This is a genomic window from Actinomadura napierensis (assembly GCF_039529375.1).
Classification (GTDB): domain Bacteria; phylum Actinomycetota; class Actinomycetes; order Streptosporangiales; family Streptosporangiaceae; genus Spirillospora; species Spirillospora napierensis.
In genome coordinates this window covers 22,478-45,235 of sequence record NZ_BAAAMR010000074.1, presented here as the reverse complement: position 1 = coordinate 45,235, position 22,758 = coordinate 22,478, and the positions used below count along the sequence as shown (strand labels likewise).

20 protein-coding genes and 2 riboswitches are annotated in these 22,758 nt (G+C 71.3%); of the genes, 14 read left to right on the top strand and 6 right to left on the bottom strand.

Annotation, left to right across the window (positions count from 1 at the left end):
* Positions 1–76: 76 nt before the first annotated feature.
* From ABD296_RS33280 to ABD296_RS33270, 3 genes are all read left to right on the top strand, one after another.
* Positions 77–1,183, top strand: coding sequence for a ferritin-like domain-containing protein (locus ABD296_RS33280; RefSeq protein WP_344276424.1), 1,107 nt, complete (start codon positions 77–79; stop codon positions 1,181–1,183).
* Positions 1,184–1,227: 44 nt separating this feature from the next.
* Positions 1,228–2,085 (top strand): SDR family NAD(P)-dependent oxidoreductase, encoded by an 858-nt coding sequence (locus tag ABD296_RS33275; RefSeq protein ID WP_344276421.1) that lies wholly within the window; start codon positions 1,228–1,230, stop codon positions 2,083–2,085.
* A 71-nt stretch (positions 2,086–2,156) separates the two neighbouring features.
* Positions 2,157–3,122: an AurF N-oxygenase family protein gene (locus tag ABD296_RS33270; RefSeq protein WP_344276418.1), complete on the top strand. Its 966-nt coding sequence runs from the start codon at positions 2,157–2,159 to the stop codon at positions 3,120–3,122.
* Positions 3,123–3,477: 355 nt separating this feature from the next.
* Here ABD296_RS33270 and ABD296_RS33265 read toward each other — a convergent pair whose 3' ends face one another.
* Entirely contained in the window at positions 3,478–4,236 is a 759-nt protein-coding gene (locus ABD296_RS33265) for a hypothetical protein (protein WP_344276415.1), read from the bottom strand.
* Positions 4,237–4,358: 122 nt separating this feature from the next.
* Between ABD296_RS33265 and ABD296_RS33260 the strand changes: the two genes are divergently transcribed.
* Complete coding sequence (locus ABD296_RS33260) at positions 4,359–5,882, top strand: ATP-dependent DNA ligase (RefSeq protein WP_344276413.1); 1,524 nt, start codon at positions 4,359–4,361, stop codon at positions 5,880–5,882.
* On the opposite strand, the gene ABD296_RS33255 is transcribed toward ABD296_RS33260, so the two are convergent.
* On the bottom strand, positions 5,879–6,925 hold the full coding sequence (locus tag ABD296_RS33255; protein ID WP_344276410.1) for a hypothetical protein: 1,047 nt from the start codon (positions 6,923–6,925) through the stop codon (positions 5,879–5,881). The genes ABD296_RS33260 and ABD296_RS33255 overlap by 4 nt on opposite strands.
* Before the next feature lie 89 nt (positions 6,926–7,014).
* Between ABD296_RS33255 and ABD296_RS33250 the strand changes: the two genes are divergently transcribed.
* On the top strand, positions 7,015–8,112 hold the full coding sequence (locus tag ABD296_RS33250) for an L-cysteine desulfhydrase Cds1 (RefSeq protein WP_344276407.1): 1,098 nt from the start codon (positions 7,015–7,017) through the stop codon (positions 8,110–8,112).
* A gap of 18 nt (positions 8,113–8,130) precedes the next feature.
* On the opposite strand, the gene ABD296_RS33245 is transcribed toward ABD296_RS33250, so the two are convergent.
* Positions 8,131–9,429, bottom strand: a complete 1,299-nt coding sequence (locus ABD296_RS33245; protein WP_344276404.1) for a M50 family metallopeptidase — start codon at positions 9,427–9,429, stop codon at positions 8,131–8,133.
* A 91-nt stretch (positions 9,430–9,520) separates the two neighbouring features.
* Positions 9,521–10,267 (bottom strand): FadR/GntR family transcriptional regulator, encoded by a 747-nt coding sequence (locus ABD296_RS33240; RefSeq protein ID WP_344276401.1) that lies wholly within the window; start codon positions 10,265–10,267, stop codon positions 9,521–9,523.
* A 193-nt stretch (positions 10,268–10,460) separates the two neighbouring features.
* Here ABD296_RS33240 and ABD296_RS33235 point away from each other — a divergent pair, with 193 nt between their 5' ends.
* From ABD296_RS33235 to ABD296_RS33195, 9 genes are all read left to right on the top strand, one after another.
* Positions 10,461–11,954 (top strand): amino acid permease, encoded by a 1,494-nt coding sequence (locus ABD296_RS33235; RefSeq protein WP_344276398.1) that lies wholly within the window; start codon positions 10,461–10,463, stop codon positions 11,952–11,954.
* A gap of 22 nt (positions 11,955–11,976) precedes the next feature.
* Positions 11,977–13,332, top strand: coding sequence for a glutamine synthetase family protein (locus ABD296_RS33230; protein WP_344276395.1), 1,356 nt, complete (start codon positions 11,977–11,979; stop codon positions 13,330–13,332).
* Positions 13,333–13,447: 115 nt separating this feature from the next.
* Positions 13,448–14,812, top strand: coding sequence for an aldehyde dehydrogenase family protein (locus tag ABD296_RS33225; RefSeq protein WP_344276392.1), 1,365 nt, complete (start codon positions 13,448–13,450; stop codon positions 14,810–14,812).
* A 39-nt stretch (positions 14,813–14,851) separates the two neighbouring features.
* A complete protein-coding gene (locus ABD296_RS33220) occupies positions 14,852–15,616 on the top strand; it encodes a 3-oxoacyl-ACP reductase (RefSeq protein WP_344276389.1) in 765 nt (254 codons plus the stop codon).
* Positions 15,617–15,741: 125 nt separating this feature from the next.
* Positions 15,742–16,116: a hypothetical protein gene (locus ABD296_RS33215; RefSeq protein WP_344276386.1), complete on the top strand. Its 375-nt coding sequence runs from the start codon at positions 15,742–15,744 to the stop codon at positions 16,114–16,116.
* A 192-nt stretch (positions 16,117–16,308) separates the two neighbouring features.
* A riboswitch (glycine riboswitch) is annotated at positions 16,309–16,404 on the top strand.
* A gap of 4 nt (positions 16,405–16,408) precedes the next feature.
* A riboswitch (glycine riboswitch) is annotated at positions 16,409–16,509 on the top strand.
* 73 nt (positions 16,510–16,582) lie between these two features.
* Positions 16,583–17,686 carry a glycine cleavage system aminomethyltransferase GcvT gene (gcvT, locus tag ABD296_RS33210; protein ID WP_344276383.1) on the top strand — a complete coding sequence of 368 codons (1,104 nt, stop codon included), beginning with the start codon at positions 16,583–16,585 and terminating at the stop codon, positions 17,684–17,686.
* A 15-nt stretch (positions 17,687–17,701) separates the two neighbouring features.
* Positions 17,702–18,106 carry a glycine cleavage system protein GcvH gene (gcvH, locus tag ABD296_RS33205; RefSeq protein ID WP_344276381.1) on the top strand — a complete coding sequence of 135 codons (405 nt, stop codon included), beginning with the start codon at positions 17,702–17,704 and terminating at the stop codon, positions 18,104–18,106.
* A 1-nt stretch (position 18,107) separates the two neighbouring features.
* Positions 18,108–19,364 carry a serine hydroxymethyltransferase gene (locus tag ABD296_RS33200; RefSeq protein WP_344276379.1) on the top strand — a complete coding sequence of 419 codons (1,257 nt, stop codon included), beginning with the start codon at positions 18,108–18,110 and terminating at the stop codon, positions 19,362–19,364.
* A gap of 59 nt (positions 19,365–19,423) precedes the next feature.
* Positions 19,424–20,797, top strand: coding sequence for an L-serine ammonia-lyase (locus ABD296_RS33195; protein WP_344276376.1), 1,374 nt, complete (start codon positions 19,424–19,426; stop codon positions 20,795–20,797).
* 22 nt (positions 20,798–20,819) lie between these two features.
* Here ABD296_RS33195 and ABD296_RS33190 read toward each other — a convergent pair whose 3' ends face one another.
* Positions 20,820–21,266, bottom strand: a complete 447-nt coding sequence (locus tag ABD296_RS33190; RefSeq protein WP_344276373.1) for a winged helix-turn-helix transcriptional regulator — start codon at positions 21,264–21,266, stop codon at positions 20,820–20,822.
* 39 nt (positions 21,267–21,305) lie between these two features.
* On the bottom strand, positions 21,306–22,469 hold the full coding sequence (locus ABD296_RS33185; RefSeq protein WP_344276370.1) for a thiolase family protein: 1,164 nt from the start codon (positions 22,467–22,469) through the stop codon (positions 21,306–21,308).
* Positions 22,470–22,758 lie beyond the last annotated feature (289 nt).

The window sequence follows — 22,758 nt, the reverse complement described above, 5'->3', positions numbered from 1 at the left end:
AAGTGCACCGTGACACGGTACGTACAACGTACGTCTTACGTACATCGTACGTGAACGCCCTCGGGGAGGAACGCCCGTGTCGACCCATGACCTTTACACCGACCCCGCCGACAAGTCCACCTGGAACGTCCCGATGACCGGCGACGCCCGGTTCACCTGGGAGTACGACGACGGCCGCGACCGCCTTCTCGCCCTGTACCAGAAGGGCAAGGACAAGCAGTGGGACTCGGTCAAGCGCATCGACTGGGACCTGGAGGTCGACCCGCACAACGTCCTCGGCGTCCCCGACCAGTCCCTGGCCATCTACGGCACCAAGTACTGGGACAAGCTGACCGAGAAGCAGCGCGGCGAACTGCGGCAGCACTCCACGTCCTGGCAGTTCTCCCAGTTCATGCACGGCGAGCAGGGCGCCATGATCACCGCCGCGCGGATCGTGGAGTCGGTGCCCGACCTCGACTCCAAGTTCTACTCCGCCACCCAGACCATGGACGAGGCCCGGCACGTCGAGGTCTTCACCAAGTTCCTGCACGACAAGGTCGGGATGGTCTACCCGATCAACACCAAGCTGCAGGACCTGCTGAACGAGACCCTCACCGACTCCCGCTGGGACATGCCCTACCTCGGCATGCAGGTGCTCATCGAGGGCCTCGCGCTCGCCGCGTTCGGCGTCATCCGCGACATCACCACCAAGCCGCTGCCCAAGCAGATCCTCGCCTACGTCATGCAGGACGAGGCGCGGCACGTCGCGTTCGGGCGGCTCGCCCTGCGCGACTACTACAAGCAGCTCTCCGCGTCCGAGCTGAAGGAGCGCGAGGAGTTCGTCATCGAGGGCTGCTACCTGATGCGCGACCGCATCCGCGGCCGGGAGATCTGGACCAACTTCGGCATCGACCCCAAGGAGGTCGACGAGATGGTGGAGAACTCCCCCTACATGCAGATGTTCCAGAGCCTGCTGTTCAGCCGGATCGTCCCGTGCGTCAAGGACATCGGCCTGTGGAGCGAGCGCATCCAGCGGACCTACGACGACATGGGCGTGCTCGACATGTCCAAGGCCGACCTCGACGCCCTGATGAACCAGGACGAGGACATCGCCGAGAAGCTCGACACCGAGCGGTTCGCCGCCGAGGAGGCCGAGCGGAAGGCGGAGGTCGACGCCGTCATCGCCGACGCCGCGGCCGGCTGAGTACGGTTGGGGATCATTCCGCTCGGGACATCTCGGAGGTCTGCATGCCACTCGCGCACTTCGACGGGGCCCTCGCCGTCGTCACCGGAGCCGGCAGCGGGTTCGGCCGCGCCATCGCGCTGGCCCTCGCCGAACGCGGCGCGACCGTCCTCGCGGCCGACATCGACCTGCCGTCCGCCGAGCGCACCGTGACGCTCGCCAAGACCCTCGGCCCGGGCGGCGCCGCCTACGAGGTGGACGTCGCGGACGCCGCCGCGATGGAGGCGTTCGCCGCCGAGGTGAAGCAGGCCCACCGCGTCCCCGACGTCGTCGTCAACAACGCCGGCATCGCCGTCAGCGGCCCGTTCCTCGACCACGGCGTCGACGACTGGAACCGCATCCTCGGCGTCAACCTGTGGGGCGTCATCCACGGGTCCCGGCTGTTCGGCAAGCAGATGGTCGAGCGCGTCAACGCGCTGCCGAACAAGCCCGACAAGCCCAACTTCGGCGGGCACATCGTCAACATCGCGTCGGCCGCCGCGTTCGCGCCGACCCGCTCGCTGCCCGCCTACTGCACCACCAAAGCCGGGGTGCTGATGCTCAGCGAGTGCCTGCGCGCCGAGCTGGCGTCCTCGCGCATCGGCGTCACCGCCGTGTGCCCCGGCTTCGCCACCACCAACATCGTCAAGAACGGCACGTTCGTCGGCGGCGACGCGGCGCAGCGCGAGCGGATCCGCACGCGCGGCCAGAAGGCGCTCAAGCTCCGCAACTACCCGCCGGAGAAGGTCGCCGAGCGGGTCGTCAACGCCATCATCAAGAACAAGGCCGTCGTCCCGGTCAACTTCGAGGGCCACCTGCTGCACGCCCTGTCCCGGGTCTCCCCCGCGTCGACGCGCCTGCTCGCCAGAATCCCCGTGCAATAAGGGCGGGCCCCGCCGTGCGGTGCACGGCCGCGCGCCGCCCTCCTCGACTCCCCAGGAGAGGAGAAGGACCGATGCCCCCCGAACTGCTCACCGACCGTCCGACGACATGGACCGCGCGGATCCGCTGCAAGGACGGCGACCACGCGCTGGAGCTCACCGACCGGGAGGTCGTCGCCGAGCGGCTGCTGCGGACGTCCCGCAAGCACTCCTTCGACCCGGACGTGGACGTCGACTGGGACGCGCCGCAGGATCCCGACGTCTGGTACGCCCCGCCGCAGCTGGTGTCGATCTACGAGACGCCGCTGTGGGACGGCCTGACGCACCGGCAGCGCGTCGAGCTGACCAAGCGGGAGATGTGCAGCATCGCCTCCTTCGGCATCTGGTCGGAGATGCTGCTGATGCAGGCGCTCGTCCAGCACGCCTACCGGCGCCGCTACGACAGCGAGCACGTCGCCTACGCGCTGACGGAGATCGCCGACGAGTGCCGGCACTCGAAGATGTTCGGCCGGATGGTGCGGACGTGCGGGCTGCGCACGCACCGGCCGCGGGCCCTGGAGTACCACTCCGCCAAGCTGTTCGGCACCGTGTACGACCCGATGCCGATGTTCGCGGGGACGCTGGTGGTGGAGGAGTTCACCGACGCGTTCCAGCGGCTAACGTTCCCCGACGAGGGCGTGCAGCCGGTGATCCGGCAGGTCACCCGGATCCACGTCATCGAGGAGGCGCGGCACATCAGGTACGCGCGCGAGGAGCTGAAGCGGCTCGTCGCGCACGCCTCCCCGGTGCGGCGGCGGGCGGCGGCGTACGCGCTGGCGCAGGCCACCCGGCTGATGGCGACGCAGGTCGTCCATCCGTCGTGCTACACGGCGGTCGGGCTGGACCCGAAGCTCGCCCGCCGGGTCGCGGCGCGCAGCGAGCACCGCCGGGAGACGATGACGTGGGCGTTCCGCAAGTGCACCGCGTTCTTCGACGAGGTCGGATTCCTGGACGGACGGGCCCGTGACGTGTGGGTTCGTGCGGGACTACTGAAACCATAACCGGTTCTACATCGCAGCCCTTTATCTCGGCGTCGAAACGGGTTCCCGCACAATGGCCGCGGCCGAATACCGCACGGTTTTCCAATGGTCCCGGGAACGGGAACGCGAAGGGCCGTGGAGTGGGGTCCACTCCACGCCCCACTCGACGGGGACGGGCTGCTGACCTGGAGATCACCTCACCCAGGACACTCCAACCGCTTGCACGATCACGTCGTCGACCTCCTCCTCCCCATGCACCGCAAAGCACGCCGGCCGCCGGATGCGAGTGGGAGCACGACCGGTGCACTTCCTCCCCTTTACCGGAAACACCTTAGAAGGTCCTGACAGAAAATAAGCCATGATCGGCCGATTCAGGTCAGAAATGCGTCAACGTGCTCAGCACTTCGCGGGCGACGCCCTCGGCCGTGCCGAGGCACGCCCCCTCCCGGGCGTCCGCGCGGCCGGCGGCCGCCTGCTCGCTGTAGCTGACCGTCACCAGCACGTTCCGCAGCCGCGCCGTCACCTCGCCGACGACCGTCGGCTGGCCGTCGTCGGCCTTGAACCACCGGTACGCCTCGTCGCCGATGCCCCCCTGCCGCCGCAGGCTGATCGTCCGGACGAGGGGCGCGTTGTGCGCCTGCGTCCAGGACGCCCGGTAGTCGCCCTCCGCGTCCTGCACCGGCGTCGGCGTCTTCGCGGGCGCGTGCAGGTTCACCTCGACGCGCAGCCAGCGGAACCGCGGCCCCCGCGCCGTGTACGTGCACGTGGTGAACGTCGAGTTGGCGCTCTCCGCCCGCTTGGCCTCCGGGATCGTCCGGCGGACGGTCCGGTCGGACACCATCGCGCACGGCTTGGGCAGCGAGGCGATCGTCTGCTCCTGCATGGGCGTGGTGGACGGGCTCGTCGGCCCCGCCGTCCGGCCCGGCGTCCCCGCCGGCGTGCTCGCTCCGGGCGGCGCCGGCTTCGGCCCCGCCTCGTCCTTGCCGTGCCCCGGCACCAGCAGGAACACCGCCACCGCGGCAATCCCGAACGCCACCAGCGCGACCAGCAGCGCCAGCAGCCGCGGCCGGCGCGACGGCGACGGCGGCTCCGGCGCCGAGTACACCCGGTGGAACGGCTCGCGCTGCAGCCCCACGCCCCGCTCCTCACTCCCCCGCGCGTCTTCGACCCGCCACTCGTCAACGTAGTCAGGGCCGCCGTCGCTGACCAGGGGTCCCGGCCCGCCCGATCGTCGGACCCGCTGGTCACAATGGGGAGATGCTGATAGCGGAGATCGCGCGGACGTCGGCGGCGGTGGCGGGCACGTCCGGCCGCAAGGCCAAGGTCGCGGCACTCGCGGAGTGCCTGCGCGCCGCCGAGCCCGGCGAGGCCGCGACCGTGGTCGCCTACCTGTCCGGGGAACTGCCGCAGCGGCAGATCGGCGTGGGGTACGCGGCGCTGCGCGACGTCCCGCCGCCCGCCGCCGAGCCGTCGCTGACCGTCCCCGAGGTGGACGCCGCGTTCACCGGCATCGGCGCGGTGTCCGGGGCCGGGTCGGTCGCGCGGCGGCGCGACCTCGTCGCCGCGCTGCTCGGCCGCGCCACCGGCGACGAGCAGGGCTTCCTGATCCGGCTGCTGTCCGGCGAGCTGCGCCAGGGCGCCCTCGACGGGGTGATGGCCGAGGCGATCGCCGCGGCGGCCGGGGTGCCGTCCGCGGAGGTGCGGCGCGCCTTCATGCTGCGCGGCTCCCTCGGCCCCGTCGCCACCGCCGCGCTCGCCGGCGGCGTCGACGCCCTGCGCGAGTTCACGCTGGAGGTCGGCCGCCCGGTCAAGCCGATGCTCGCCGCGTCCGCGCCGTCGGTGGAGGAGGCGTTCGCCAAGCTGAAGGCCGAGGCCGCCGTGGAGTGGAAGCTCGACGGCGTCCGCGCCCAGATCCACGTCCGAGACGGCGAGGTGCGGGTGTTCACCCGGACCCTCGACGACATCACCGCGCGGCTGCCCGAGGTCGTCGCGGCCGTGCGCGACCTGCCCGTCCGCGAGGCCGTGTTCGACGGCGAGGTGATCGCGCTGCGCCCCGACGGCGCACCGCACCCGTTCCAGGTCACCGCCGCCCGCACCGCGACCCGCACCGCCAAGACCACCGACCCCGTCCCGCTCACGGTGTTCCTGTTCGACGTCATGCACCTTGACGGCGACGACCTGCTCGACGCGCCCGGCGCCGAGCGCAACGCGGCGCTCGTCCGGGCCGTCCCGGAGAACCTGCGGATACCGCGCATCGTCACCGCCGACCCCGCCGCCGCCAAGGACTTCTTCGACGACGCCGTGGCGCGCGGCCACGAGGGCGTCCTGGTCAAGTCGCTCGACACCCCCTACACCGCCGGCCGCCGCGGCGCCGGCTGGATCAAGGTGAAGCCGCGGCACACCCTCGACCTCGTCGTCCTCGCCGTCGAGTGGGGCCACGGCCGCCGCCAGGGCCTGCTGTCCAACCTGCACCTCGGCGCCCGCGACCCCGAGACCGGCGGCTTCGTGATGCTCGGCAAAACCTTCAAGGGCCTCACCGACGAGCTGCTCGCCTGGCAGACCGAGAAGCTCCGCGAGCTCGCCGTCCGCGAGGACGGCTGGACGGTGCACGTCCGGCCCGAGCTCGTCGTCGAGATCGCCTTCGACGGCGTCCAGCAGAGCCCCCGCTACCCCGGCGGCATTGCCCTCCGCTTCGCCCGCGTCCTGCGCTACCGCCCCGACAAAACGGCAGCCGAAGCCGACACCATCGAAACCGTCCGCGCAGTGGCTCCCGTGCTCTAGCGGCGGGAGGTGGGGAGTTTTCGGCGGGGGCGCGGAGTGGGGGTGGGGGTGGGCGGGGGCTGCTCGGTGGTGAGGCGGCGGGTCCAGCGGCGGGCGGCGGCGCGGGTGCGCAGGCGCGAGACGGTGCGGCCGCGCGCGAACGCGCGGCGCTGGAGGCGGTCGGCGACGCTCCGGCGGGTGCGGGCCGCGGCCCTGCGCTGGTCCCGGGCGGCCGCCTTGCGGGCCGCGCGGGCCAGCCTGCGGCGGCGGGCGCGGTCGGCGGCGTCGGCGGCGCGCGGCAGCAACTCGGGCGGGATGAGGTCGTGCCGGCCCGCGATGAACTCCTGCACCCAGATCTTCGCCCGGATCAGCGGGCGCCGGAAGCGGACCTCGCGGCGGACGGCCCGCTGGTACTTGCGCGAGTCCGGGTCATAGCGCCAGCGCGACCACGGCGAGCCCGGACGCGCCACGCGGATCGCGCCGACCACCAGCAGGACGGGCAGGAACAGCCCGATCAGGCCCGTCCAGATCTTGCCCTTCAGCAGGGCGATCACGGCGAGGACGAGGTCGGCGACGGTCGAGGCGAAGTACGCCTGGGCGAGCACGCTGCCGGCCGGGTCGGGGACGGCGTCGGCGAACCCGAACGGGCGGATGCCGAGCAGCAGCAGCCCGGTGACGGCGATGGCGACGAAGACGGCGTCGACGGACGCGCGGCCCTTCTCCGTCCAGTAGACGTCGCTGAGGTGCAGCAGCAGCGCGAACTCGTCCAGGACGAGCGCGGAGCCCGCCCCGAACACGACGGCCGCGATGCAGTCGAGCGCGACGTAGGCGTCCGGGGTGGCGAGGCTCGCGATGCCGCCGACCAGCATCAGCACGACGCCGAACACCACGTGGTGGACGTGGGTGTCGCCGGCCCGCACGTTGCCGAACCACCCGCTCACGTTCGCCCGGATCAGCCGCACGACCACGCGCGTCAGCACGAACGTCACGATGAACGCGGTGAAGAAGCCGAACAGCGGCAGCCGTCCGGTCTCCACGATGCGCTGCCGGAAAAGGTCGATCATGTGTCCCCCTGCCGTGCACCATAATGCCCGGTGACATGCGGGGATATCGTGGGACCCGGCCGATCGACGAGGATCGAGGGGAACATCACGTGAGCCGTATCGCCGACCGCTGCGACCCGGGGTGCCGGGCCTGGATCGCCGAGGCGATCCGCAAGGTCGAGGCCGACGCCAACCGCAGCGCCGACACGCACCTGCACGTGTTCCCGCTGCCGCCCGAATGGGGCATCGACCTGTACCTGAAGGACGAGTCGGTGCATCCGACCGGGTCGCTGAAGCACCGGCTGGCGCGGTCGCTGTTCCTGTACGGGCTGGCGAACGGCTGGATCCGCGAGGGCACCGTGATCATCGAGGCGTCCAGCGGGTCGACGGCGGTGTCGGAGGCGTACTTCGCGCGGCTGCTCGGGCTGCCGTTCGTCGCGGTGATGCCGGCGTCCACGAGCCCGGAGAAGATCGGCCTCATCGAGTTCTACGGCGGCCGGTGCCACCTGGTGGACGACCCGTCCTCGATCTACGACGAGTCGCGGCGGCTCGCGGCCGAGTGCGGCGGCCACTTCATGGACCAGTTCACCTACGCGGAACGGGCGACGGACTGGCGCGGCAACAACAACATCGCCGAGTCGATCTTCGAGCAGATGGGACTGGAGCGCTTCCCCGAGCCCGCGTGGGTCGTGGTCGGCGCGGGCACCGGCGGGACGTCCGCGACGATCGGCCGGTACGCGCGGTACCGGCGGTTCCAGACACGGCTCGCGGTGGTCGACCCGGAGGGCTCGGCGTTCTTCGGCTCGTTCGCCGACGGCGACCCGGAGCGGACCGCGGCGGGCTCGCGGATCGAGGGCATCGGCCGGCCGCGGGTCGAGCCGTCGTTCCTGCCGACGGTGATCGACCGGATGATCCAGGTGCCGGACGCGGCGTCCGTCGCGGCGATGCGCTGGACGAGCCGCGTCAGCGGCCGGGACGTGGGCGGCTCCACCGGCACCAACATGTGGGGCGCGGCGGAGCTGATCGCGCAGATGCGGGCGCGCGGGGAGCGCGGCAGCGTGGTGACGCTGATCTGCGACGGCGGCGAGCGCTACGCGGGCACCTACGGGTCGGACGTGTGGCTGGCGGCGCAGGGCCTGGACATCGCCCCCTACGAGGCGGCGCTGGACGCGTTCCTCAAGACCGGCGAGATGCCGGTCGCCGTCTGACCAGCCCTCGAAGCCCGATCAGCCCTTGAAGCGGATCGGGTTGAAGACGTCGGCGTAGATGAGCAGTCCGCCCATGACGATCAGGACGGCCGCCATCACGTAGGTGACGGGCAGTGCCTTGGCGACGTCGACGTAGCCGGGGTCGGGCTTGCGGAACACCCGGGCGAACGCCTTCTTCACGGCCTCCAGCAGGGCGCCGGCCATGTGGCCGCCGTCCAGCGGGAGCAGCGGGACGAGGTTGAACAGCCCGACCGCGAGGTTCAGCGAGCCGAGCAGCATCACGAAGTACCAGACCTTCTCGGTGGTCGAGAGGGCCTTGGAGGACGCGACGTCGCCGCCGATGCGGCTGACGCCGACCACGCCGACCGGGCCGTTCGGGTCGCGCTTCTCGCCGCCGAACGCGGCGTTCCAGACGCCGACCATCTTCTGCGGCATCCGGACGAGCGCACCCGCGGTGTGCTTGGTCATGGACCCCATGGCGTCGGCGACGGCGCCGGGGCCCTGCCGCTCCATCGCCTCGGTGGGCGTGATGCCGAGGAAGCCCACGTTGACGATCTTCGTGTCGTCCTGGAGGTCGTGCATCTGGTTGCGGACGATCGGGACGTTCAGCGTCATGTCGCGGCCGTCGCGCCGGATCGTCATGGCGACGGTCTGCCCGCCGGAGTCGCGGATCAGCTTCTGCAGCCGGTCGTAGTCGCCGATCTTGTGCCCCTGGTAGGACACGATCCGGTCGCCGGGCTGCAGCCCTGCCTGGTGCGCGGGCGTCGGCACGGCGCCGGCCGGGCACTTGGTCAGGTCGGACTGGCTCGCCGGGACGATGCACTCCGACACCTGCTGGATGACCGGCTGCGGGGTCTGCTGCCCGATGCCCATCAGCAGGATCGAGAAGAAGACGACCGCCAGCACCAGGTTCATCGCCGGGCCGGCGAACATGATGATCAGCTTCTGCCACCACGGCTTGGCGTAGAACACGCGGTCGCCGTCGTCCGGCCGCACCTCCTCCAGCGCCGCGCCGCGCGCGGACTCGATGAGGCCCTGCCACGGGCCGGTGCTGATCTGCCGCACGGTGCCGGGGGCGTCGCCCTTGCGCGGCGGCAGCATCCCGATCATGCGGATGTAGCCGCCGAGCGGGATCCACTTGACGCCGTACTCGGTCTCACCCTTGCGCTTGGACCACATCGTCGGGCCGAACCCGACCATGAACTGCGTCGTGCGGACCCGGAAGAGCTTGGCGAAGCTGAAGTGCCCGAGCTCGTGCAGCGCGATCGACGCCAGCAGGCCGAAGAACAGGATCAGTACTCCCGCCAGCCAGCCCATGCGTCATGCCCCTCCGTCGTGCACCCCGCGCACCGAGGGGTGGCCACCAGCAACCACCTCAGAGTACGTCAACGCGCCGGGTTTGGTTGAGCTAGCCGAGGAAGCCCCGCAGGAGGGCGGCGGTGCCCTCGAGGTGCTCGGCGACGGCGCGGCGGGCGGCCTCGGCGTCGCCCGCCAGGATCGCCTCGGCGATCGCGGCGTGCTGGACGGCGGCGTGCTCGATGTTGCGGCCGAGGACGGGGATGGCGTTGAGCAGGTCGGTGACCCGCATCCGGGCGTCGGCGCAGGCGGCCGACAGCAGCGCGGAGCCGGTCATCTCGGCGATCGACAGGTGGAACAGGGTGTCGAGGCGGCGGTACTCGTCGGGGCCGGCGGCGTTCAGCTCGGCGAGGCGGGCGCGCAGCCCGGCCCGCTGGTCCTGCGTCAGCCGGGTGGTGGCGAGGATCTGGGCGGCCCCGGTCTCGACGGCCATCCGGAAGGTGAGGGTGTCGTTGAGGCCGTCGCCCATCTCGGCGAGCGCCCGTCTCAGGTCGGACTGGCGGGGCCGCGGGCGCTCGTAGGTGACGAACGTGCCGCCGAACCGGCCGCGCCTCGACTCGACGTAGCCCTCCTGCTGGACGGCCCGGATCGCCTCGCGGAGCGTGACGCGGCTCACGCCGAGCAGCGGGGCCAGCTCGCGTTCGGGCGGGAGCCGGTCGCCGCGGTCGACGACGCCCAGCTTGATCGCCTGGAGGAGGCGCTCGACGGTCTCCTCGAAGGCGTTGCCGGTCCGGACGGGCCGGAACACCGCCGCGGCCGCCAGGTCGGGGACGCCGGGGCCGGGCTCGGGTGCGGGCATGACCGTCCTTCGGTCCGCGGGGGCTTCGGGCTCCACGTTACATGTGCGTTTCGTCGGGGTCCGGGGGGTTGACGCGGCCCCCTCCGCAAACATTAATGGTCTGTCATTAGCCCATTGCGGCTGTGTCGAAACCCCCCGTGGCACGCGAGGAGGTGCTCGTGAGCATCGACGAGCACAAGGCATCCCCGACCCCATGTCCGACGACGAGAAACGGCTGCACGAGCTGGGCTACGCCCAGGAACTCAGCCGGTCCATGTCCGGCTTCTCCAACTTCGCGGTCTCCTTCACCATCATCTCGGTGCTGTCGGGCTGCCTGACCTCCTACACCATCGGCCTCAAGGGCGGCGGCCCCGTCGTCATCACGTGGGGCTGGCTCGGCGTCGGCGCGATGACGCTGCTGGTCGCGCTGGCGATGGCCGAGGTGTGCTCCAGCTACCCGACCGCCGGCGGCCTGTACTACTGGTCCGCCAAGCTCGCCCGGACGAACGGGGCGGCGTGGTCGTGGTTCACCGGCTGGTTCAACTTCATCGGCCAGGTCGCGGTGACCGCCGCGATCGTCTACGGGTCGGCGGCGTTCCTGAACCCGCTGCTGGACCTGCAGTTCGGCTACTCGGTGACGCTCGGCCACACGTTCCTGCTGTTCGCGGTCCTGCTGGTCGTGCACGCGCTGCTGAACCAGTTCGGCGTGAAGATCGTCTCGATCCTGAGCAGCGTGAGCGTGTGGTGGCACGTGCTCGGCGTCGCGTTCGTGGTCGGGGTGCTGGCGTTCAAGCCGTCGCACCACCAGTCGGCCGGGTTCGTGTTCAGCAAGTTCGTCAACGAGACGGGCTGGCAGTACGGCGCGTACGCGGCGCTGATCGGCCTGCTGCTGTCGCAGTACACGCTGACCGGGTACGACGCGTCCGCGCACATGACCGAGGAGACGCACGACGCGGCGCGGTCCGGGCCGAAGGGCATCGTGAACTCGGTGCTGATCTCGGTCGTGGCGGGCTGGGTGCTGCTGCTCGGCGTCACCTTCGCCATCCAGGACTACGGCAAGGCGGTCGCGGGCGGGCCCGCGGAGATCTTCATCGCGGCGACCGGCGACACGATGGGCAAGCTGCTGATCCTGGTGTCGTTCGGCGCGCAGTTCTTCTGCGGGATGTCCTCGGTGACGGCGAACTCCCGGATGATCTACGCGTTCTCCCGGGACGGGGCGCTGCCGCTCTCGTCCTTCTGGCACCGCATCAACAAGCGCAGCCGGACGCCCACCAACGCGATCTGGCTGGCCGCCGGCGGCGCGTTCGTGCTGGCCCTGCCGGCGATCTGGAACCTGACCGCGTACCTGGCGGTGACGTCGGTCGCGGTGATCGGCCTCTACATCGCCTACGTGATCCCGACGTTCCTGCGGCTGCGGCAGGGCAAGGACTTCAGGCCCGGCCCGTGGAACCTCGGCCGGTGGAGCAGGCCGGTCGGGATCCTCGCGGTCGCCTGGGTCGTCGTCATCTCGGTGCTGTTCATGCTGCCGCCGGCGAACCCGATCACCAAAGACAGCTTCAACTACTCCCCCATCGCGATCCTGATCGTCCTCGGCGGCGCGGGGCTGTGGTGGGTGCTGTCGGCCCGCAAGTGGTTCACCGGCCCGAAGGTGCAGGGCAGCGCCGAGGAGCTGGCGGCCATCGAGCAGGAACTCCAGTCGCTGGGCTAGCGCCCGTTAGGAGACCGGGAACGTGACCACATCGCTCACCCTCGACGAACTGCGCGGGGAGGCGGCGGAGGGCCGGATCGACACCGTGATCGTGGCGATCGTCGACATGCAGGGGCGCCTGCAGGGCAAGCGGCTGTCGTCCCGCTACTTCCTGGAGGAGGTGGCCGGGCACGGCTCGGAGGGCTGCAACTACCTGCTGGCCGTCGACGTCGACATGAACACGGTGGACGGCTACGCGATGTCGTCCTGGGAGCGGGGCTACGGCGACTTCGTCATGCGCCCCGACCTCGGGACGCTCCGCCGGATCCCCTGGCAGGAGGGCGCGGCGCTGGTCCACGCCGACATCGTGTGGGAGGACGGCTCCGACGTGGCGCCCTCGCCCCGGCAGATCCTGCGGCGCCAGCTCGCCAGGCTGGCCGAGCGGGGCTGGGGCGCCTACGTCGGGACCGAACTGGAGTTCGTCGTCTACCAGGACTCCTACGAGGACGCCTGGCGGAAGGCGTACCGCGACCTCACCCCGGCCAACCAGTACAACGTGGACTACTCGCTGCTCGGGGGCGCCCGCGTCGAACCGCTGCTGCGCCGGATCCGCAACGGCATGACCGGCGCGGGGATGTACGTCGAGTCGGCCAAGGGCGAGTGCAACCTCGGCCAGCACGAGATCGCGTTCCGGTTCGACGAGGCGCTGCGGACGTGCGACAACCATGTCCTGTACAAGACCGGCGCGAAAGAGATCGCCGCCCAGGAGGGTATGTCGATCACCTTCATGGCCAAGCCGAACGAGCGGGAGGGCAACTCCTGCCACGTGCACATCTCGCTGCGCGACGCCGCCGGGACGCCGGTCCTGGCCGGGGACGGCCCGCACGGGCTGTCGAAGATCGGCGAGCACTTCATCGCGGGCCAGCAGGCGTGCCTGCGCGACTTCACCCTGCTGTACGCGCCGAACATCAACTCCTACAAGCGCTACCAGCCGGGCTCGTTCGCACCGACCGCGATCAAGTGGGGCGTGGACAACCGGACGTGCGCGCTGCGGCTCGTCGGGCACGGACCGTCGCTGCGCATCGAGAACCGGGTGCCGGGCGGCGACGTCAACCCGTACCTGGCGGTGTCGGCGCTGGTCGCGGCCGGTCTGCACGGCATCGAGAACGAGCTGCCGCTGGAGGAGCCGTACGCGGGCAACGCCTACGCGACCGACGCGGAGACCGTCGTCGCGACGCTCCGCGACGCCGCCGCCGACTGGGGGCGAAGCGCCCTGGCCGTGGACGCGTTCGGCAAGGAGGTCGTGGACCACTACGCCAACTACGCGGCCGTGGAACTGGCCGCCTACGACCGCGCGGTGACCGACTGGGAGCTCTACCGCGGCTTCGAGCGCCTATAGCCGCCCGCGGCCGGCCGCGCCGCCTGACCGAACCACGTTCACTTGCGGCGAGTCGTCGTTATGGCGCGGCTCATAACGACGACTCGCCGCAAGTCAACGACAGCATCGAGGGGACATGAGCGAGTTCGAGGTTCTGAATCCGGCGACCGAGGAGGTCGTGGAGGTCGTCGCGCTGGCGTCGGCGGACGAGGCCGACGCGGCCGTGGAGCGGGCCGGGCGGGCGTTCCCGGCGTGGCGGGACGTGGCGCCCGGCGACCGGGCCCGGCTGCTGCGGGCGTTCGCCGAGAAGGTCGACGCGCACCTGGACGAGCTGGCCGAGCTGGAGGTCCGCAACGCCGGGCATCCGATCGGGCAGGCGCGCTGGGAGGCGGGCAACCTGCGGGACGTCCTGCACTACTACGCCGCCGCGCCCGAACGGCTCACCGGGCGGCAGATCCCGGTGCCGGGCGGACTGAACGTGACGTTCGCCGAGCCGCTCGGGGTCGTCGGCGTGATCGTGCCGTGGAACTTCCCGATGCCGATCATGGGCTGGGGCATGGCGCCGGCGCTCGCCGCGGGCAACACGGTGATCGTCAAGCCGGCGGAGCTGACCCCGCTCACCGCGCGCCGCCTCGGAGAGCTGGCGCTGGAGGCGGGCCTCCCGGAACACGTGCTCCAGGTGCTGCCGGGCGCGGGGCCGGTGGCGGGACGGCGGCTGGTCGACCATCCGGACGTCCGCAAGATCGTCTTCACCGGCTCGACGCGGGTCGGCAAGGAGATCATGCAGGCGTGCGCGCCCGGCGTGAAGCGGCTGACGCTGGAGCTCGGCGGCAAGTCCGCGAACATCGTGTTCGCGGACGCCGACCTGGAGAAGGCCGCCGCGACCGCCCCGTACGCGGTGTTCGAGAACGCCGGCCAGGACTGCTGCGCCCGTTCCCGGATCCTGGTGGAACGTCCCGTCTACGACCGGTTCCTCGAACTGCTCGAACCGGCCGTGCACGGCGTCGCCGTCGGCGACCCGCGCGATGACAAGACCGAGGTCGGGCCGCTGATCAGCGCCGCGCACCGGGACCGGGTCGCCTCCTACGTGCCCGACGGCGCGCCCGTCGTGATCCGCGGTTCGGCGCCCGAGGGCCCCGGGTTCTGGTTCCCGCCGACCGTCCTCGCCTCCCCGGACTACGCGACCCTGCCGGCCTGGCACGACGAGGTGTTCGGGCCGGTCGTCGCCGTCGTCCCGTTCGAGGACGAGGCCGACGCGTACCGGATCGCCAACGACACCCCCTACGGGCTGTCCGGCTCCATCTGGACCCGCGACATCGGCCGCGCCCTGCGCGCCTCCCGCGCCGTCGAGGCCGGGAACCTGTCGGTGAACTCCCACTCGTCCGTGCGGTACTGGACGCCGTTCGGCGGGTTCAAGCAGTCCGGCCTCGGCCGCGAGCTGGGCCCGGACGCGCTCGGCGCGTTCACCGAGACCAAGAACGTCTTCATCGCGAGCGAGTAGCCCCCGCAAGTTTCGGTCAGTGACAGGAGAGAGAGCAGCATGCAGCGTCTGGAAGGCCGGGTGGCCGTCGTGACCGGCGGCGCCAGCGGCATCGGCCTGGCCACCGCGCGCCGTTTCACCGAAGAGGGCGCGAAGGTCGTCGTGGCCGACGTCGACGAGACCGCCGGCAAGAGCGCCGCCGAGGAGCTCGGCGGCCTGTTCGTCAAGGTGGACGTGACCGGCGAGGACGAGGTCAAGGCCCTCTACCGGACGGTCCGGGACGCCTACGGGCGCATCGACGTCGCGTTCAACAACGCCGGGATCTCCCCGCCCGACGACGACTCGATCCTGGAGACCGGCCTGGACGCCTGGAAGCGCGTCCAGGACGTCAACCTGACCAGCGTCTACCTGTGCTGCAAGCACGTCATCCCGTACATGCTGGAGCAGGGCAAGGGGTCGATCATCAACACGGCGTCGTTCGTGGCGGTGATGGGCGCGGCGACCTCGCAGATCTCCTACACCGCGTCCAAGGGCGGCGTCCTGGCGATGTCCCGGGAACTGGGCGTGCAGTTCGCGCGGCAGGGCGTCCGCGTGAACGCGCTGTGCCCCGGACCCGTGAACACCCCCCTCCTCCAGGAGCTGTTCGCCAAGGACCCGGAGCGGGCCGCGCGGCGCCTCGTCCACGTCCCGGTGGGGCGCTTCGCCGAGGCGTCGGAGATCGCGGCGGCGGTCGCGTTCCTGGCGTCGGACGACGCGTCGTTCATCACGGCGTCGGAGTTCCTGGTGGACGGCGGCATCTCCGGGGCCTATGTGACGCCGCTCTAGAGCGCCCGTTATGAGGTGCGGTGCTAAGCGAACCGCGTTTTCTTGGCATGCGCGTCGGTATGCGCGCGCACGGTTTTCTGCGCATCATGGCGCTTTCCATCCCGGTCCCTGGAGAAGTGATCCCTGTGAAGCGCAGTCTCGTGGCGGTCCTGGCGTTGTCGCTCGCGCTCGGCGGATGCGGCGGCTCGGACGGCAAGAAGGACTCGGCCGCGTCCGGTTCCCCGGCCTCCTCCCCGGCGACGGCACCGGCGCCGTCCGGGACGTCCGACGGGTCCGGCGGCTCGGCCGGCGGCGGCGCGAGCGCCGTGCCGACCGCCCCGGGCGGCGGGACGGCGGCGGCCGCCAAGAAGTTCAACGACTGCGTGCGCAAGCAGGGCGTGACGATGCCCAGCCCGCACCCGAGTTCTACGCCGTCCAAGGCCGAGCTGGCCAAGATCAAGGCGGCGCTGCAGACGTGCGTGAAGGCGATGTCCGGCACCCCCGCGGCGACGCCCAAATAGACACCCGCCCATTGCATCGCCCTCGGCGGTCGGGCCTGGGGGCTCGCTGCGCGATCAAGTCCTCGCAGGCTCGAACTTGGCTTCGCACGCGATCGCAACGCCTGAGGCCGGCACGCCGCCGAGCCCGCGTGCGGAGCCGGCGTCGGGCGCTGGTGGCATGGCGTTGCCGCTGCTAGCCTTGCGCGCAGCCGTTAATCCCGTGCGGGAGAGTCCTACGCAGCCGGTGTGGGACGCCGAAGGAGCAAATCCTCCCCGGAACCTCTCAGGCCCATGGACCGCACGGAGCAGGCGACCTCTGGAAAGCGGGGACGCGTTCCCCCGCCGAAGGTGAAAGCCCGCGCCGCGTCCCGTACCGGGGCGGCGGGTGAAGCTCTCAGGCGCCGATGACAGAGGGGGAGGCACCGATACGCCCGGTGCGCGAGTGGGACGATGGACCACGCGCGCCCGTGACGAAGGAGCCGAACCGATGTCCGCCGATCCGTCCTCGAAGGCCGCGAAGAAGACGCCGCTGCACGACGTCCACCAGGACCTCGGCGCGAATCTCGTCGACTTCGCCGGCCATCTGATGCCGCTGCGCTACGCGAGCGAGACCGCCGAGCACCAGGCCGTCCGCACCGGCGCGGGGCTGTTCGACCTGTCCCACATGGGAGAGATCTTCCTGTCCGGTCCGGGCGCGGCCAACGCGCTCGACTACGCGCTGGTCGGGAACCTGTCGCCGATGGCGGTGGGCAAGGCCCGCTACACGATGATCTGCGATCCGGACGGCGGCGTCCTGGACGACCTGATCGTCTACCGGCTGGCGGACGAGACGTGGATGGTCGTCGCGAACGCGTCGAACGTCGCGGTCGTCCGGGAGGCGCTGACCGAGCGGGCCGCGGGCTTCGAGGCCGCCGTGGACGACCGCTCCGACGCCTACGCGCTGATCGCCCTGCAGGGCCCGCGGGCGCAGGCGATCCTGGAGGGGTTCACCGGCGCGCCGCTCGCCGACCTGCGCTACTACGCGATCCTCGCCGACCGCGTCGCCGAGGTGGACGCCCTCATCGCCCGTACCGGCTACACCGGCGAGGACGGCTTCGAGCTGTTCGTCGACGCGTCCGACGCCGTCGCGCTGTGGAAGGCGCTGGCCGCGGTCGACGGGGTGGTGCCCGCCGGGCTGTCGGCGCGGGACACGCTGCGGCTGGAGGCGGGCATGCCGCTGTACGGCAACGAGCTGACCGCGGAGACCACCCCGTTCGAGGCCGGCCTCGGACGTGTCGTCAAACTCGAGAAGGCGGTCGACTTCGTCGGCAAGGCCGCCCTGGCGGCGCAGGCGCAGACCCCCGCGGGCCGTAGGCTCGTGGGACTGGTGGCGCGCGGGCGTCGCGCGCCCCGGAAGGGGTACCAGGTCGTCACGTCCGGCGGCACGCCGTGCGGTGTGGTGACGAGCGGTGCCCCGTCGCCCACACTGGGCAGGCCGATCGCCATGGCCTACCTCGACAGCGGCGTCGAGGAGACCGGCCTCGCCGTGGATGTGCGCGGCAGGCAGGAGCCGGTCGACGTGGTCGCACTGCCGTTCTACAAGCGTTCCTGAAAGAGAGAAAAAGACGTGAGCGTTCCGGAGCAGCTCCGCTACAGCGAAGAGCACGAGTGGGTGGCCGGCCTCGGCCCTGCTGGTTCAGAAGCAGAGGACGGCATCGTCACGGTCGGCATCACCGCGCACGCCGCCGACGCGCTCGGCGAGATCGTCTACCTCGAGCTGCAGCCCTCCGAGGGCGACAACGTCGAGGCCGGCGAGCCGTGCGGGGAGATCGAGTCGACCAAGTCGGTCAGCGACCTGTTCTCGCCGGTCAGCGGCGAGATCACCGCGATCAACGGCGCGGTGGTGGACGAGCCCAAGGTGATCAACGACGACCCGTACGGCGAGGGCTGGATCTTCAAGGTGCGGATCTCCGACGAGCCGGGCGACCTGCTGGACGCCGAGTCCTACGACAAGCTGATCGAGGAGAGCTGACGTGGGTCTGCATGACTCCCTCGCCGCGGCCGACCCGGAGGTCGCCGCGGCGGTGGACGCCGAGCTGCGCCGCCAGCAGTCCACCCTCGAGATGATCGCGTCGGAGAACTTCGCGCCGGTGTCGGTGCTGGAGGCGCAGGGCTCCGTCCTGACCAACAAGTACGCCGAGGGGTACCCGGGCCGGCGGTACTACGGCGGCTGCGAGTACGTGGACGTCACCGAGCAGCTCGCGATCGACCGGGCGAAGGCCCTGTTCGGCGCGGATCACGCGAACGTGCAGCCGCACAGCGGCGCGCAGGCCAACACCGCGGTCTACTTCGCGCTGCTGCAGCACGGCGACACCATCCTCGGCCTCGACCTCGCGCACGGCGGGCACCTCACCCACGGGATGCGGCTGAACTACTCCGGCAAGGTGCTGAACGTGGTGCCCTACCACGTCCGCGCCGAGGACGGCCTGGTCGACATGGACGAGGTCGCCTCGCTCGCCGCCGAGCACCGGCCGAAGATGATCGTGGCGGGCTGGTCGGCGTACCCGCGGCAGCTGGACTTCGCCGCGTTCCGCGAGATCGCCGACTCGGTCGGGGCTCTGCTGATGGTGGACATGGCGCACTTCGCCGGGCTGGTCGCGGCGGGGCTGCACCCCTCCCCCGTCCCGCACGCCGACATCGTCACCACCACGACGCACAAGACGCTCGGCGGCCCGCGCGGCGGCCTGATCCTCGCCCGCGAGGAGTACGGCAAGAAGATCAACTCGGCGGTGTTCCCGGGCATGCAGGGCGGCCCGCTGGAGCACGTGATCGCCGCCAAGGCGGTCGCGCTGAAGATCGCCGCGTCGGACGAGTTCAAGGCCCGGCAGGCCGTCACGGTCGAGGGCGCGAAGATCCTCGCCGAGCGGCTGCTCGCCGAGGACTCGGCGAAGGCCGGCGTGAAGGTGCTGACCGGCGGCACGGACGTGCACCTCGTCCTGGTCGACCTGGTCGACTCCGAGCTGACCGGGCGCGACGCCGAGGACCGGCTGCACGAGATCGGCATCACCGTCAACCGGAACGCGGTCCCGAACGACCCGCGCCCGCCGATGGTGACGTCCGGCCTGCGCATCGGCACGCCCGCCCTCGCGACCCGCGGCTTCACCGCCGAGGACTTCGCCGAGGTCGCCGACGTCATCGCGCTGGCGCTGCAGCCGTCCTTCGACGCCGGCGCGCTGTCCGCGCGGGCGAAGGCGCTCGCCGACAAGCACCCGCTCTACCCCGACCTGTAACTCCTCCGCGCCCCCTTCCCTCGCGGGGAGGGGGCGCGCGCTACGACGAGGTGGCACCCATGGCCATCAGCGTTTTCGACCTCTTCAAGATCGGCATCGGCCCTTCGTCCTCGCACACGGGCGGCCCCATGGCGGCGGCCCACCGTTTCGCCCGCGGGTTGCGGCGGGACGGGCTGCTGGAGAAGACCGCGTCCGTCCAGGCGATCCTCTACGGCTCGCTCGGCCTCACCGGAAAGGGCCACGGCTCCGACAAGGCCGTCATCCTCGGCCTCGAAGGCGACAAGCCGGAGACCGTCGACGTCGACGGGGTGGACGAACGGCTCGCCGCCATTCGCGAACGCAAGGAACTGCGCCTGTTCGGCTCGCACGACGTCCCGTTCGCCGTCGGCGAGCACCTGGTGTTCGAGCGCAAGGAATCGCTGCCCGGCCACCCGAACGGAATGCGCTTCACCGCGTTCGACGCGTCCGGCGACGAACTGCGGTCCAGGGTCTACTACTCGGTCGGCGGCGGCTTCATCGTGGACGAGAACGCCACCGGCGCCGACCGCATCAAGCCGGACGACACCGTCCTGCCGCACCGTTTCGACACCGCCGCCGAACTCCTCGACCGCTGCCGCGAAACGGGCCTGTCCATTTCCGCGCTCATGCTGGAGAACGAGAAGGCGTTCGGCCGCACCGAGCAGGAGATCCGCGACGGTCTCCTCACGCTCTGGCAGGTCATGCGGGCCTGCGTCACCCGCGGCTGCACCCGCGAAGGGCTGCTGCCGGGCGGCCTGAAAGTGCGCCGCCGCGCCCCGCAGCTGCACCGCCAGCTGTCCGTCGAAAAGGCGTCCGACCCGCTGCACGCGATGGACTGGGTCACCCTTTTCGCCCTCGCCGTCAACGAGGAGAACGCCGCCGGCGGACGCATCGTCACCGCCCCCACCAACGGCGCCGCGGGCATCATCCCGGCCGTCCTGCACTACTACGACCGGTTCGTGCAGGGCGGCAATGACGAGAGCGTCGTCCGCTTCCTGCTCACGGCCGGCGCGATCGGCGTCCTGTTCAAGCAGAACGCCTCCATCTCCGGCGCCGAGGTCGGCTGCCAGGGCGAGGTCGGCTCCGCCTGCTCGATGGCCGCCGCCGGGCTCACCGAGGTCCTCGGCGGCACCCCCGAGCAGGTCGAGAACGCCGCCGAGATCGGCATCGAGCACAACCTCGGTCTCACCTGCGACCCCGTCGGCGGCCTCGTCCAGGTCCCCTGCATCGAGCGCAACGCCGTCGGCGCCATCAAGGCCATCAGCGCCGCCCGGATCTCCCTGCGGGGCGACGGCCGCCACTTCGTCTCCCTCGACAAGGCCATCAAGACCATGCGCGACACCGGCCGCGACATGCTCGAGAAGTACAAGGAGACGTCCCGCGGCGGCCTGGCCGTCAACGTCATCGAGTGCTGACAGGACGGCCTGGTGGCGCGGGTCAGCCGGTGAGGGCGCCTCGGCCGGTGGGCGAGTGGGCGCCGGGGCGGGCCTCGTTGCCGCACTGGCGGCAGACCACCAGGGGGTTGAGGGTCTCGCCGCAGGAGTGCCGCCAGCGGACGGGCGGGTCGTCGGGGTGCAGGTGCCGGTCCCCCCACGCCATCAGGACGATCAGGACGTCGCACAGCTCCCGCCCCGCCGCCGTGAGGTGGTACTCATGGCGGACGGGGTGGTCGCTGTAGCGTTCGCGCCGGACGATGCCGTTCGCCTCGAGCTTGCGGAGCCGGGCCGTGAGGATGTCGCGGGCCGCCCCGGTGTTGCGGACGATCTGGTCGAAGCGCCGCACCCCGTAGCTGAGCTCCCGGATCGCGAGCAGGCTCCAGCGCTCGCCGACGATGTCGAGGGTGTCGGCGATGGAGCACTCGCGGGGGTGGGCGTCCTTCGGCATACCGGGAAGCCTAGCCGCCGGTCCCGGGCGGCTCGTGCGTCACAGCCGCTCGATGACCGTGGCGTTGGCCAGGCCGCCGGCCTCGCACATGGTCTGCAGGCCGTACCGTCCGCCGCGGTCCTCCAGGGCGTGCAGCAGCGTGGTCATGATGCGGGCGCCGCTCGCGCCGAGCGGGTGGCCGATCGCGATCGCGCCGCCGCGGACGTTGACGCGGGCGAGGTCCGCGCCGGTCTCGCGCTGCCAGGCGAGCACCACCGGCGAGAACGCCTCGTTCACCTCGAACAGGTCGATGTCGTCCAGGGTCAGGCCGCCTCTGGCCAGCACCTTCTCCGTCGCCGGGATGATCGCCGTCAGCATGAGCAGCGGGTCGTCGCCGGTGACCGCGAACGCGTGGAAGCGGGCGCGGGGGCGCAGGCCGAGCCGCTCGGCGACGTCCGCGCCCATGACCAGGACGGCGGCGGCGCCGTCGTTGATCGGGGACGCGTTGCCGGCGGTGACCTTCCAGGCGATCTCCGGGAAGCGCGCCGCCATGCGCTCGTCGTAGTAGGCGGGCTTCAGGCCGGCGAGGACCTCCGGTGAGGTGCCGGGGCGGACGGTCTCGTCGCGCTGCCCGGCCCAGGCGACCTCGCGGTCGAACTCGCCGTTCTTCCACGCCTCGGCGGCGCGGCGGTGCGACTCGTAGGCGTAGGCGTCGAGCTCCTCGCGGGACAGGTCCCACTTCGCGGCGATGAGCTCGGCGCTGATGCCCTGCCCGACCAGGCCGCCGGGGTAGCGCTCCTTGAGCATCGTGCCGAACGGGTCGCTGCCCGGCAGCACGCTCGATCCCATCGGCACCCGCGACATCGACTCGACGCCGCAGGCGACGGCGATGTCGTACGCGCCGCTCCGCACGCCCTGCGCGGCGATGTGCAGGGCCTGCTGGGACGAGCCGCACTGCCGGTCGACGGTCATGGCGGGCACGGTCTCGGGGAACCCGGCGGCCAGGACGGCGGTCCGGGTGATGTTGACGGCCTGCTCGGCGACCTGGGTGACGACGCCGCCGACCACGTCGTCGACCAGCCCGGGGTCGATGCCGGCCCGGTCGACCAGCGTCTTCAGCGTCCGCGCCAGCAGGTCGGCCGGGTGGTCGGCGTGCAGCGCCCCGCCCGGCTTGCCCTTGCCGACCGGCGTCCGCACGGCCTCCACGATCACCGCGTCGCGCATGACCCACCACCTCCGTTTGATTCTCCAACTTACTGATCAGTATGGGACGAGCGAGTTGGAAAACACAACCCACCCCCGGTGAAAAAACCCGAGGGCGCGGCGAATGCGCCGCGCCCTCAGGTCTTCGGGCCGCTCAGCGGGAGGGGCCCATGCCGTGGTCCGTCTGTTCCTTCCATGCGTCGAAAGGCCCCTGGATGGAGCGGCCCGGAACCGGCAGGTCGGACAAGCGAGCCTCCTCAATCCCTCGACGTCATGTTCTACTGAGCACGCTAGTCGGACGACTCGGGAC

Coding starts and splice junctions, on each gene's coding strand:
- ABD296_RS33275 (WP_344276421.1), top strand. CDS start 1,228: ATGCCACTCGCGCACTTCGACGGGGCCCTCGCCGTCGTCACCGGAGCC.
- ABD296_RS33270 (WP_344276418.1), top strand. CDS start 2,157: ATGCCCCCCGAACTGCTCACCGACCGTCCGACGACATGGACCGCGCGG.
- ABD296_RS33260 (WP_344276413.1), top strand. CDS start 4,359: ATGCTGATAGCGGAGATCGCGCGGACGTCGGCGGCGGTGGCGGGCACG.
- ABD296_RS33255 (WP_344276410.1), bottom strand. CDS start 6,925: ATGATCGACCTTTTCCGGCAGCGCATCGTGGAGACCGGACGGCTGCCG.
- ABD296_RS33245 (WP_344276404.1), bottom strand. CDS start 9,429: ATGGGCTGGCTGGCGGGAGTACTGATCCTGTTCTTCGGCCTGCTGGCG.
- ABD296_RS33240 (WP_344276401.1), bottom strand. CDS start 10,267: ATGCCCGCACCCGAGCCCGGCCCCGGCGTCCCCGACCTGGCGGCCGCG.
- ABD296_RS33235 (WP_344276398.1), top strand. CDS start 10,461: ATGTCCGACGACGAGAAACGGCTGCACGAGCTGGGCTACGCCCAGGAA.
- ABD296_RS33225 (WP_344276392.1), top strand. CDS start 13,448: ATGAGCGAGTTCGAGGTTCTGAATCCGGCGACCGAGGAGGTCGTGGAG.
- ABD296_RS33220 (WP_344276389.1), top strand. CDS start 14,852: ATGCAGCGTCTGGAAGGCCGGGTGGCCGTCGTGACCGGCGGCGCCAGC.
- gcvT (WP_344276383.1), top strand. CDS start 16,583: ATGTCCGCCGATCCGTCCTCGAAGGCCGCGAAGAAGACGCCGCTGCAC.
- ABD296_RS33195 (WP_344276376.1), top strand. CDS start 19,424: ATGGCCATCAGCGTTTTCGACCTCTTCAAGATCGGCATCGGCCCTTCG.
- ABD296_RS33190 (WP_344276373.1), bottom strand. CDS start 21,266: ATGCCGAAGGACGCCCACCCCCGCGAGTGCTCCATCGCCGACACCCTC.
- ABD296_RS33185 (WP_344276370.1), bottom strand. CDS start 22,469: ATGCGCGACGCGGTGATCGTGGAGGCCGTGCGGACGCCGGTCGGCAAG.